The following is a 12628-nucleotide window of genomic DNA, read 5'->3' on the forward strand; positions in this document are numbered from 1 at the left end:
GGGGATTTAACTTAATTTCTTCGCATTTTGCCCGTGGCGATGATGTATAAAGGGCTTTTAATCAAACACATGGCTAACCAATTAGCAGATTTCGACTGGGATTTAGTCGGCACAAAAGGTATCGGTGGAGGTTATTCTGCTGAGCAAAGAGCTCAAATGGAGGCTCTAATCGAGGAAACTTTAAATTTAGTTACTGAGAAACAAGTAGTAAAAGGAACAGTCGTAGGGATTACTGACCGTGAAATTATCTTGAATATTGGTTTCAAATCAGATGGTCTTGTACCAACCTCTGAATTCAGAGATATGCCTGATTTGAAAGTAGGTGATGTAGTAGATGTTTATGTAGAAAACCAAGAAGACAAATCAGGTCAATTGATTCTTTCTCGTAAACTAGCTAAAGTAATGACAGCATGGAAAAACATTGAAGATGCTCTTGAACAAGACATCGTTATCGATGGTTTCGTGAAACGTCGTACTAAAGGTGGTTTGATCGTGGATATCTATGGTGTAGAAGCATTCTTACCAGGTTCACAAATTGATGTGAAACCAATCCGTGACTTCGACATCTTTGTTGGAAAGAAAATGGAAGTGAAAGTGGTTAAAATCAACCACGCTAACGATAACGTAGTTGTATCTCATAAAGTATTAATCGAGAAAGACCTTGAGCAACAACGCCAGTCTATCTTGACTAACCTTGAAAAAGGACAAGTACTTGAAGGTGTAATCAAAAACATGACTAACTTCGGTGTGTTCATCGACTTAGGTGGTGTAGATGGTTTACTTCACATTACTGACATTTCATGGGGTCGTATCAACCACCCACAAGAAATGCTTAAACTTGACCAAAAAATCCAAGTGGTTGTTTTGGACTTCGATGAAAACAAAAAACGTATTTCATTGGGTATGAAACAATTACAAGCTCACCCTTGGGATGCTTTAGCAGAAACTACTGAAGTTGGTTCTAAAGTAAAAGGTAAAGTTGTAAATGTTGCTGATTACGGTGCATTCTTAGAAATTACTCAAGGAGTTGAAGGCTTAATCCACGTTTCGGAAATGTCTTGGTCTCAGCACTTGCGTAACCCACAAGATTTCTTGAAAGTTGGTGATAATATCGAAGCAGTTGTGTTAACACTTGACCGTGCTGAACGCAAAATGTCATTAGGTATCAAACAATTGACTGAAGATCCTTGGACTAAACAAGATTTGTTAGCTCGTTATGCTATTGGTTCTAAACATACTGGAACTGTTCGTAACTTAACAAACTTCGGTTTATTCCTTGAGTTAGAAGAAGGTATTGATGGTTTAGTTCACGTATCTGACTTGTCTTGGACTAAGAAAATCAAACACCCATCTGAATTCGTTAAAGTTGGCGAAAAATTAGATGTTATCGTGCTTGAATTAGACGCAGAAAACCGTCGTCTTGCTTTAGGACACAAACAATTGGAAGAAAACCCTTGGGATACTTTCGAATCAATCTTCACAGTAGGTTCAGTACACAAATCTACAATCGTTGCGAAGAATGATAAAGGAGCTACTTTAGAGTTACCTTACGGAATCGAAGGATTCGCTCCATTGAAGCAGTTGACTAAAGAAGATGGTTCAATCGCTGAAGTAGGTGAGCAATTAGATTTCAAAGTAATTGAATTCCAAAAAGAAGACCGTAAAATTGTTCTTTCTCACGTAAGAGTTTACAACGATGCGAAAGAAGAAGCGGTAGTTGAAGAGAAAAAGAAAACAGCTAAAGACGTTCAGAAATTAGCTGATAACACTGAAAAATCAACGTTAGGTGATTTAGATGCTCTTTCAGCATTGAAAGCTCAAATGGAAGATTCAGCTCGTGAAGAAGCAAAAAAGAAATTAGATAAAAAAGCAAACACTGCTGAATAATCAATTTCTTGATAGTATAAATTTAAAAAGCGTTCTGGAAGTCTTAGGATTTTCAGAACGCTTTTTATTTAAAATATATCAAGTAATTTCTTGTTGATATAACATAATTTTATAGAAGAAATTAAGCATATTCTCACCTTTTTATAAAAAGATTAAAGAATAAATATGACATACTCTTTTGTTTTAAATATTTTTCTATTAATTTTGCACTCCAATCAAATGGTCTTGTGGCCGAGTGGCTAGGCAGAGCTCTGCAAAAGCTTCCACAGCGGTTCGAATCCGCTCGAGACCTCAGAGTTACATCTGATAACTCAGGGAAAACCAAAAAAGTCTTTCAACAACTGTTGAAAGACTTTTTTGGTTTATGACTCTTTCGTTCTAAACAATATTAATAATTGTTAATAAACAGATTGACATAGTTTAAGCTGTTTTAGGAGACTATTGGCGTTATGTTAGAAATCTTAAAGAGTGCCTTCCTACTAAATAAATTATTTAATAACTTTACTTCCGCTTAACATCTTTTTTCCTCTGCTGGAAACTTAACAAATGTTCAGTCTTTTATTTTTAATAATTGGAAATTTACTTGATATTATGTTATGTAAAATCAATCTAAATATTGTTTTCATACTGCAAAAATTTAATTCTTTAGTACCTTTATGAGCGGTTAATTTATAGCGTAGAGCGGTCTTGATATTGTACAAACGAATCAAAGTAAATTTCAATCAAGAAAAAGAGGGAAAATGACACCTTGATTAGAAAGATTCTAAATTGGTATTAGCGATACGAAATTTGCAAAAAATGCACATTAAATTAATTGGTTCATAAATAATCCAATTGTACTTTTGTGACCCGCAAAAGTGTCTAAATAGTAATTTTGCTGAAAAAAATAATTTTGTTCCTCTTATTTCTAGAGGAGTAGTCGAGTTTAGATAATTGAAGAAATTGAATTAAATCTTGTACTTTTATATAAATGTTCTGTTATAAAACGATTATGATAACCATGAAACGCTTGAAAATTGTTGCACTAACGGCAGTTTTAGGCTTCTTCGCCGCAACTGTGAATGTTAACGCACAAGACGTAGCCGAGGGTGAACAAATTTTCAAAAACAACTGTGCTGCTTGTCACAATACAAGCGATGAGACCTTAGTAGGTCCGGGCTTGAAAGGAATTAGCGATAGAAGACCTCTGGACTGGATTGTAAAATGGGTACACAACCCTCAGGCAGTTATTGCTTCTGGCGATAAATATGCTAACGAACTTTATAAGAAGTTCAATCAAGCTCAGATGACTCCTTATCCAAACTATTCTGAAGCTCAAATCAAAAGTGTTATTGCTTACATTGATGCTCAAGCGGCTCCAGCTGCTCCAGTAGCAGGTGCAGCTCCAGTAGCAGGCGCACCAGCGGCGGAAGGTTCTTCAAATGGTGGTATGATGGAATACATCCTTATCGCATTGTTGGGTGTAATGATTCTTGTTTTAGTAGCATTATTATCAGTAGTTTCTTCTCTTACAAAATTAGCAACAATTGATCCTGAATCTGATACTGCTAAAAATGCACCTTTTTTCCAGAAAATTGCTGAAAACGGGAAAAAGTTGGCAGGTAACAGTGCATTCAAAACAGGAGCTGCATTATTGATTACTCTTTTGATTGGTAAAGCAACTATCGATACTGCTTATGGCGTAGGTATCCACCAAGGATATGCTCCAGAACAACCTATTCAATTCTCTCACAAATTGCATGCTGGTCAATACGAAATCAACTGTAATTACTGTCACACAGGTGTTTATAAAGGAAAAGGCGCAAACATTCCTTCTGCAAACATTTGTATGAACTGCCACAATACTATCAAACGTGAATCTCCTGAAATTCAGAAAATCTATCGTTCTTTAGAAAACGACGAGCCTATCCAATGGGTTAGAGTTCACAATTTGCCAGATTTAGCATACTTCAACCACTCTCAACACACAAACGTTGGTGGTTTAGAATGTAAGAGCTGTCATGGTGAAATCAACAAAATGGAAGTGGTAGAACAACGTTCATCATTGACAATGGGTTGGTGTATCGACTGTCACAGAAAGACAGAAGTAAATACGAAAGACAACGCTTACTACGACAAGCTAGTAGAATTACATAACAAAACTAACAAAGAGCCTTTGAAAGTTCAGAACATCGGAGGTTTAGAGTGTTCTAAATGTCATTATTAATCATAATGATTTTTCATTACTGACATTTTAAGTTTATAATCAAGATATTTCGTTATACATATTACATATATGGAAAATAATACAAAACGATATTGGAGAGGGATTGAGGAATTAACTAATGAAGCAGATTTTGTAAAATATGCTCATCGTGAATTTGGAGATGCCCCTACAACAGATGAAAAAGGAAAAGCTATTATTGATGGTACAAATACCAACCGCCGTGACTTTTTAAAAGTACTTGGTTTTGGAGTATCAGCAGTTACTTTGGCAGCTTGTGAAGCGCCAGTGAAAAAAACTATTCCTTATTTGAACAAACCTGAAGATGTAGAACCTACTATTGCCAACTGGTATGCATCTACTTTTACTGATGGAGGTGACTATGCTTCTGTTTTAGTAAAAACACGTGAAGGTCGTCCTATCAAGATTGAAGTAAACCCTCAGTCATCTCTTACAAAAGGTATTTCTGCTCGTATTCATGCTTCTGTTTTGAGCCTTTATGATAACGAGAAATTAAAAGGAGCTTTAATAGCAGGTGCTAGTGCAGACTGGAAAGTAGCAGATAAAGAAATTATAGCTGAGCTTACGAAAGTAGCTGCTAAAGGTGGCCAGATTAGAATTGTATCGAATACAATTTTATCTCCAACTACTAAAAAAGTAATTGCTGAATTTATTGCAAAATATCCTACTACTCAATTAGTTACTTACGATGCTAATTCATTGGCAGGTTTAGTACAAGCTAATGGTGGTATTGCTCCAAGTTTTGATTTCAGTAAAGCAAAAACAATCGTTTCGATTGGTGCTGATTTCTTAGGAACTTGGTTGTCAGGTGATGAGTTTTCAGAGCAATGGGCTAAAACTCGTAGAGTAAGCTCTGCTGAAGGTGGTAATAAAGAAATGTCTCGTCATTATCAGTTCGAAACAATTATGTCGATGACTGGTGCTAACGCTGACTATCGTGCAACATACAAACCATCGCAAGAAGGTTTAGTAGTAGCTTCACTTTATAATGCAGTAGCTTCTAAATTGGGTGCTGCAACGATTGCCACTTCAGCCGTAAAAATTGACCATTTAGATAAAGCTGCTGCTGATTTAGTAGCCACTAAAGGTGCTTCATTAGTAGTATCAGGTTCTAATGACCCTGCTGTTCAATCAATTGTTGTAGCTATTAACAGCTTATTAGGTTCTTATGGCGTAACGATTGATGCTGGTTCACCAGTAAGTTACCGTTCAGGTTCTGATGCAGCAATGAATTCATTTATTTCTGAAGCTAAAGCTGGTCAAATTGCTGCAGTAATCTTCTACAATGCTAACCCAGTATATAACCACCCACGTGGTGCTGAATTGGCAGAAGCATTACCAAAAATTGGATTAACGATTTCAACAAACGACAGAGCAGACGAAACAGGTTCGCTTTGTAAATATAACACTCCTGACTCTCACTACTTAGAGTCTTGGAATGATTCAGAACCTAAAAAAGGTTACTTCTCATTCACTCAACCTACTATCTCAACAATTTTCAAGACTCGTCAGGCACAATCAAGCTTCTTAACTTGGGCTGGATTGAATGGAGACTATGCTACTTATCTTGAAAATAGCTGGTTAGGTACCTTAGGCGGAAAAGTGGCTTGGTCTAAAGTATTACATGATGGCGTTTACGAAATAGGTTCTCCTGTATCGGCTGCAACACCAGTTGTAAATATTGCAGAAGCTGCTGCTTCAGTAGCTAAGAACTACAAAGCTACTTCTGACAAAATGGAATTGGCTGTTTACGAAAAAGTAATCATGGGTTCTGGTTCACAGGCAAACAACCCTTGGATTCAAGAATGTCCTGAGCCAGTATCTAAAGCATGTTGGGGCAATTATGCAACAGTATCTTTAGCAACTGCTAAAAAATTAGCTTTAGAACAAGAAGTAGAATTAGATACGCTTGAAGTGGAAGTATTAGTAAATGGTAAATCAGTTGTGTTGCCATTTATTGTTCAGCCTGGTCAGGCAAATGATACTGTAGCGATTGCGATTGGGTATGGCCGTACTAAAGCTGGTAAATCAGCTGATGGTGTTGGTGTTAATGCTTATCCATTGACATCAGTAGTTAACGGAAACATTGCTTACTTTAATACAGGCGATGTACAAGTAAAACCTACTGGTAAAACAGCTAAAATTGCTCGTACTCAGACTCACAACACTGTAATGGCTCGTGAAGCTGTCGTACAAGAAACAGTTTTAGGTGCTTATAAAAAGAATGTTGAAGCTGGACGTTTCAAACCAGAAATTTCAACAGCTGAAGGTAAGAAAACAGCAATGGACATTACATTATGGAATGGACATAAGTATAATAACCACGCATGGGGGATGGTCATTGACTTGAACACTTGTACAGGTTGTTCAGCTTGTGTGGTTTCATGTAATGCAGAAAATAACATTGCAGTAGTTGGTCGTGAAGAAGTAATTAACCGTCGTGAAATGCACTGGATGCGTATCGACCGTTATTATTCTTCTGATGCAGATGTGGAAGATGTAAAAGGATTGGAACATGCTTCTGAAAATCCAGAAGTTGTATTCCAACCAATGTTATGTCAACACTGTAATAATGCTCCTTGTGAAACAGTTTGTCCAGTATTGGCAACTACTCACTCTACAGAAGGGCTTAACCAAATGACTTATAACCGTTGTATTGGTACACGTTACTGTGCTAACAACTGTCCATATAAAGTTCGTCGTTTCAACTGGTTCCGTTACTACCAAACAGACGAGTATGATTTCCACTTCAACAACGATTTAGGTCGTATGGTGATTAACCCAGACGTAACAGTTCGTTCACGTGGTGTTATGGAAAAATGCTCAATGTGTGTTCAACGTATCCAAGCTGGTAAATTAGAAGCGAAGAAAGAAAAGAGAAGACCAAAAGATGGAGAAATCCAAACTGCTTGTTCTCAGTCTTGTCCTACTAATGCCATTACTTTTGGAGATATGAATGATGAAACATCAGAAATCTCTAAATTATTAGCAGTAGAACGTAAAGGCCGTGCATTTGGTGTAATCGAAGAAATTAATGTTAAGCCAAGTATTTCTTATTTAGTGAAAATCCGTAACAAGGAGGAAGTAGTTAAAAAAGAAGAGGCTAAAGCTGAACACAAAGAACACGCATAATATTGTAGAGAATGATACATTGAAGAGTAATTTTACGAATAGATTTTACTCTTCAATCATTTTTTTTGATCCATCATTGAAATTAAAACTATCAAATATTAAAATATGTCGCACGTAGTATCACCCATAAGAGAAACCCTCGTTTCAGGCGGTAAATCTTATCACGACGTTACAAATGATATTTGTAAGCAAGTAGAAGGGGCTCCAACAAAAGAATGGAAAATTGCTTTTGGAGTATCTCTCGTAGTTTTTGCTTACGGTGCTTATTGTCTATTCTGGACATGGTGGCAAGGAATCGGAGTTTGGGGCTTAAACAAAACAGTAGGCTGGGCATGGGATATTACCAACTTCGTATGGTGGGTAGGTATTGGTCACGCTGGTACGTTGATTTCAGCTGTATTACTATTATTCCGTCAAAAATGGAGAACATCTATTAACCGTGCTGCGGAAGCAATGACAATCTTTGCCGTACTTTGTGCTGCATCATTTATCTTGGCTCACATGGGTCGTCCTTGGTTATTCCACTGGGCATTACCACTACCAAATACATTTGGTTCTCTTTGGGTAAACTTCAACTCTCCATTAGTTTGGGACGTTTTCGCTATCTCAACTTACCTTTCTGTATCTTTAGTATTCTGGTATTTAGGGCTTGTACCTGACTTGGCTACTATCCGTGACAGAGCACAAACTAAAGCATCAAAATTCTGGTACGGTTTGTTTAGTTTAGGTTGGAATGGTTCAGCAAAAACTTGGGCACGTTATGAATACGTTTCTTTGATTTTAGCTGGTATCTCTACTCCACTTGTACTTTCAGTACACACGATTGTATCAATGGACTTTGCAACATCAGTAATTCCAGGATGGCATACTACTATTTTCCCTCCATACTTCGTTGCGGGTGCTATCTTCTCTGGTTTTGCCATGGTACAGTCTTTATTGTTGATTACTCGCGTAGTATTTAAATTAGAAGATTATATTACGATTGAACACATTGAAATGATGAACATCATCATTACAGTAACGGGTTCTATTGTAGGTATTGCTTATTTAACAGAGTTCTTTATCGCTTGGTATTCAGGTGTTGAATACGAAAGCTACTGTTTTATTAACCGTGCTACTGGGCCTTACTGGTGGGCATATTGGATGATGATGAGCTGTAACGTAATTTCTCCACAACTTTTCTGGTTCAAAAAATTACGTACAAGTATTCTTGTATCATTCATATTATCTGTGATTGTGAATATCGGTATGTGGTTTGAGCGTTTTGTAATTATCGTTTCTTCATTACACCGTGACTACATCCCTTCTTCTTGGGCTATGTTCTCGCCAACAATGTATGATATTGGTGATTATATTTTCTCATTCGGTTTATTCTTTACGTTGTTCTTCTTATTCGCGAAATTCTTGCCAGTAATTAATATGTTCGAGGTTAAGTCAGTAATGAAAGGTGTTTCTACTAACTATCCTTTCAAGAAGAAACCAGACGGAGAAAAATCTAAAGAAAATGTTCATTAGTAATTAGTTAATCATTTTACTAAAGTACAAATCACAATAACAGAATAACGATTCAAACAATGGATTCAACAGAAAGATATTTAGTAGGAGTATATGATGATGACGAAGAGGTCTTACATGCTGTAACCACAGTAAAACAAAGCGGTGTAAAGATTGAAGAAGTTTATACTCCATTTCCAATTCACGGACTAGACGTTGCAATTGGTCACCCTCGTACTCGTATTCCAATAGCAGCCTTTTTGTTCGGCTGTTTAGGATTAACATGTATATTCTCTTTGATAAACTATACAATGGTTTTCGACTGGCCAATGATTATTGGTGGTAAAGACTTCTTTGCTTTGCCAGACTGGATTCCAGTTTCATTTGAAGGTACTGTATTGTTTACTGCCTTTGGTATGGTGGGTACTTTCTTGGTATCAAACAGCTTATGGCCAGGTAAAAAACCAAGAACTTTCGATTTAAGAAGCACAGATGATAGATTTATTTTGACTGTTAATATGGCAAATAATAAAAAGTCAGAATCAGAAATCGAATCAATTTTGAAAGCAACTGGTGCAATCGAAGTGAACGTTAAGCAATTTTAGTTTATGTCACTTGAAATGATTTTTAAGTGATTGACGAAAAAAATATTTCTAAAATTATGTTTACTAACAAAACAAAAAGTCTTTTAGTAAGTGGGGTCATCGCATTATCACTAACTGCTTGTAAAGACAAACATAACGATCCAGGGACTGAGTTTGCTCCAAATATGTATCATTCGGTAGCATATGAGCCAATGTCACAGTCTGAAGGAGATACAAACCATATCAACCCTTATGGAATGAATATGCGTTTGCCTGTAAAAGGAACTGTACCTCGTAGTAATTTTGGTAAAGCACAAAGCGATTCTGTGAATGCTAAATTACTTCAGATGGATTTGATTGCTCGTAATATCAAATCTGGAGATATGGCTTCTTCTGAGGCTCTATTATCAAACCCATTTGCTCCTACAGAAAAAAACATTGAAGCTGGTAAAGAACAATATGAAAGATTCTGTCAGCACTGTCATGGTGAAGCTGGAAAAGGTGATGGCCTTGTAGGTAAAAAGTATGCAGGGGTACCTGTATATTCATCTGATGCTTTGAAAGGTGTAAATGATGGACATATTTATCATACAATCACGCATGGAAAAGGTAGAATGTGGGCTCATGGTTCACAGATTTCTTCTGCTGACCGTTGGAAAATTGTATTGTATGTTCATGAATTACAAAAGCAATAGTATTTGCTAAAAATCATTTCGGAGTTTCAGGGTAAACTCTTTAAAAGTATAAAATCAAACTTACAAACTTTATAGTATAATGGCGGGACATTCACATTTTTCCCCAGCTAACGTCGAAGAATATTTTGAGTTCACGGCGGAGGGTCGCAAGAGAATCATTTATGCTTTTGTGGCTGGAGTTGTAGCTCTACTAGTTGGAATTTATTTGTTATCACGTGGTGAAGGGCACGAAGTAGTTCAAGCAGCTGCTGAACACGGTGCTGAGCACGGAGAACACCTTTCTGGCGGAGCAGTTTCTCATCATGGAGATTACGATTGGACAAACCGTATCTGGGCAAATCTTTGGTTGAACGGAGTATATTTTACAGGTATTGCTGTAATCGGTATGTTCTTCGTTTCAATTCAATACCTTGCTAAAGCAGGTTGGTCATCAGTATTAAAAAGAGTACCTGAGGCATTCCCACGCTTCTTGATGATAACAGGCCCAATCTTGATTTTAACATTCCTTTTTAAAGGAGACGTTATTTTCCACTGGATGCACCATGGAATTACTGACCCTGCAAGTGAACACTATGATAAAATTATTGCTGGTAAATCAGGATATTTGAATTTCGGGTTCTTTTTAGGAAGAATGGTTGTATTCTTTGTGCTTTGGCTAGTTCTTTGGAACTGGATGCGTAAAAAATCGATTGATGAAGATTTAAACGGTGGTACTACTAATTTTTACGATATGGTAAAAATTGCTACTGGATTCATTGTAGTAATGGGTATTTCAAGTTCAATGTCTGCTTGGGACTGGGTTATGTCTATTGACACTCACTGGTTCTCGACGATGTTTGGTTGGTATATGTTCTCTTCATGGCACGTTACAGGCTTAGCTACGATTACTTTAACGGTATTGTTATTGAAAGATAAAGGTTATATGCAATATGTGAACTTTAACCATTTACACGATTTGGGTAAATTCATGTTTGCTTTCTCTATCTTCTGGACTTATGTTTGGTTCGAGCAGTTCTTGTTGATTTACTATGCTAACTTCCCTGAAGAAACTATCTATTTCTTAGAACGTTGGGAAGGACACGACAAGCTTTATAAAGCTACAGAAATTTTGAACGTTGTATTCAACTTCCTTTTCCCATTCTTAATAATGATGACGCGTGATGCAAAAAGAACAGCTATTTTCTTGAAAATCTGTTGTTGCTTCATCTTAGTAGGTCATTATTTAGATTTCTATCAAATGATTATGCCAGGAGTACTTGGCCCACACGGTGGATTTGGACTAGTAGAATTTGGAATGGTTACAATGTTCGCTTCTGCATTCATTTACATTGTATCAAATGAATTAACAAAAGCATCTTTGATTGCTAAAAACCACCCATTCTTGGAAGAAGCTCTTCACCACGATATTTAATTTTTTTGATTTTAAAAAAAAATGTTTTATCACAGAAAACATTTTTGATAAACATTTTATTAAGAATTTATAATTAAAATTTGTTTACGAACATGACGTATTTAATAGGACTTTTGTCAGTAATATTCTTGATTTTGGCAATTATGATTGTCAGCAAGAGTATGGCTTTATCAAAAGGTATCAAAGGAGAAGATATTGACTCTGATGTACCAGTTGATGGCGCTAACAATCTAAATGCAATTGGGTTCATTATATTCTTGGTTTTAGGTTCTATTGGTGCTGCATGGTCGTTTTTCCACGCAAGACCAGACTTTTTACCAGTTGCCGCATCAGAGCATGGTGTGAAAACAGATAGTATGTTTTGGATTTCAATGGGAGTAATTACTTTCGCATTCTTTGTTACGAATGCACTTTTGTTTATCTTCCCATTTATCTATCGTTACGAAAAAGGAAAGATTGCTACTTTCTATCCTGTTAACCATAAACTTGAACTTATTTGGACTGTAATTCCAGCTATCGTAATGGCTGTATTAGTATTTACAGGCTGGAGAACTTGGAGAGACATTACTTCACAAGCACCAGATAATGCTGTAGTGATTGAAGTGACTGGTCACCAGTTCGGATGGTATGTTAGATATGCAGGTAACGATGATAATAAATTAGGAAATAATAATTACAAATTAATTGACAATACAAATAGCATTGGGATTGACTTTACAGATGAGAAATCATTTGATGATTTTACTGCCAATGAAATGCACATTCCTAAAGGAGTACCAGTATTATTGAAAATCAAAGCTCAAGATGTATTACACTCAGTGTATTTACCTTATCAAAGAGTTAAAATGGATGCTGTGCCTGGGATGCCTACAAAATTCTGGTTTTTACCTACGATTTCTACAGAAGAGATGCGTTATAAAACAGGAAATCCTGATTTCAACTATAAGTTAAACTGTACTGAAATTTGTGGAAGTGGTCACTTTGGGATGTCAATTACAGTTTTTGTAGATGAGCCAGCTGATTATGCTGCATGGTGTAAACAACAAAAGCCGTTTTTAACACAAAACCCAGATTATTTAGCTAAAGTACCTGAAAAATTCAAAGCAAAAGCTCAAAAATACATTGAAGCTCCTGCTGCTGAAGCAGACAGTACTACAGCGACAGAAACAGCCACAGCTGGAACGGCATCTTTACGTTAAAC

Annotated in this window: 8 protein-coding genes and 1 tRNA gene; all 9 read left to right on the forward strand. The window is 36.5% G+C overall.

Features of this window, described 5'->3' with window-relative positions; genetic code table 11:
- Positions 1 to 69: 69 nt before the first annotated feature.
- The 9 genes from rpsA to J2Y60_RS06360 all read left to right on the forward strand — a co-directional run bounded on the left by rpsA (position 70) and on the right by J2Y60_RS06360 (position 12626).
- Entirely contained in the window at positions 70 to 1887 is a 1818-nt protein-coding gene (gene rpsA / locus J2Y60_RS06320) for a 30S ribosomal protein S1 (protein ID WP_309914950.1), read from the forward strand.
- Between the two features lie 221 nt (positions 1888 to 2108).
- Positions 2109 to 2179: transfer RNA gene (locus tag J2Y60_RS06325), tRNA-Cys, on the forward strand.
- Between the two features lie 708 nt (positions 2180 to 2887).
- Positions 2888 to 4093 carry a cytochrome c3 family protein gene (locus tag J2Y60_RS06330; RefSeq protein ID WP_309914951.1) on the forward strand — a complete coding sequence of 402 codons (1206 nt, stop codon included), beginning with the start codon at positions 2888 to 2890 and terminating at the stop codon, positions 4091 to 4093.
- A gap of 69 nt (positions 4094 to 4162) precedes the next feature.
- Entirely contained in the window at positions 4163 to 7243 is a 3081-nt protein-coding gene (locus J2Y60_RS06335; RefSeq protein ID WP_309914954.1) for a TAT-variant-translocated molybdopterin oxidoreductase, read from the forward strand.
- Positions 7244 to 7348: 105 nt separating this feature from the next.
- Positions 7349 to 8758 carry an NrfD/PsrC family molybdoenzyme membrane anchor subunit gene (nrfD, locus tag J2Y60_RS06340; RefSeq protein ID WP_309914956.1) on the forward strand — a complete coding sequence of 470 codons (1410 nt, stop codon included), beginning with the start codon at positions 7349 to 7351 and terminating at the stop codon, positions 8756 to 8758.
- 59 nt (positions 8759 to 8817) lie between these two features.
- Entirely contained in the window at positions 8818 to 9342 is a 525-nt protein-coding gene (locus J2Y60_RS06345) for a DUF3341 domain-containing protein (RefSeq protein WP_309914958.1), read from the forward strand.
- A gap of 56 nt (positions 9343 to 9398) precedes the next feature.
- Positions 9399 to 10016 (forward strand): c-type cytochrome, encoded by a 618-nt coding sequence (locus tag J2Y60_RS06350; RefSeq protein ID WP_309914961.1) that lies wholly within the window; start codon positions 9399 to 9401, stop codon positions 10014 to 10016.
- Positions 10017 to 10095: 79 nt separating this feature from the next.
- Positions 10096 to 11427, forward strand: a complete 1332-nt coding sequence (locus J2Y60_RS06355) for a quinol:cytochrome C oxidoreductase (protein ID WP_309914963.1) — start codon at positions 10096 to 10098, stop codon at positions 11425 to 11427.
- Between the two features lie 92 nt (positions 11428 to 11519).
- Entirely contained in the window at positions 11520 to 12626 is a 1107-nt protein-coding gene (locus J2Y60_RS06360) for a cytochrome c oxidase subunit II (RefSeq protein ID WP_309914965.1), read from the forward strand.
- Positions 12627 to 12628: the final 2 nt, after the last annotated feature.

This window comes from Arcicella sp. BE140 (assembly GCF_031456255.1).
Classification (GTDB): domain Bacteria; phylum Bacteroidota; class Bacteroidia; order Cytophagales; family Spirosomataceae; genus Arcicella; species Arcicella aquatica.

Excerpts from the sequence above, each read along its gene's own strand:
- rpsA (WP_309914950.1), top strand. The coding sequence starts at position 70 with ATGGCTAACCAATTAGCAGATTTCGACTGGGATTTAGTCGGCACAAAA.
- J2Y60_RS06330 (WP_309914951.1), top strand. The coding sequence starts at position 2,888 with ATGAAACGCTTGAAAATTGTTGCACTAACGGCAGTTTTAGGCTTCTTC.
- J2Y60_RS06335 (WP_309914954.1), top strand. The coding sequence starts at position 4,163 with ATGGAAAATAATACAAAACGATATTGGAGAGGGATTGAGGAATTAACT.
- nrfD (WP_309914956.1), top strand. The coding sequence starts at position 7,349 with ATGTCGCACGTAGTATCACCCATAAGAGAAACCCTCGTTTCAGGCGGT.
- J2Y60_RS06345 (WP_309914958.1), top strand. The coding sequence starts at position 8,818 with ATGGATTCAACAGAAAGATATTTAGTAGGAGTATATGATGATGACGAA.
- J2Y60_RS06350 (WP_309914961.1), top strand. The coding sequence starts at position 9,399 with ATGTTTACTAACAAAACAAAAAGTCTTTTAGTAAGTGGGGTCATCGCA.
- J2Y60_RS06355 (WP_309914963.1), top strand. The coding sequence starts at position 10,096 with ATGGCGGGACATTCACATTTTTCCCCAGCTAACGTCGAAGAATATTTT.
- J2Y60_RS06360 (WP_309914965.1), top strand. The coding sequence starts at position 11,520 with ATGACGTATTTAATAGGACTTTTGTCAGTAATATTCTTGATTTTGGCA.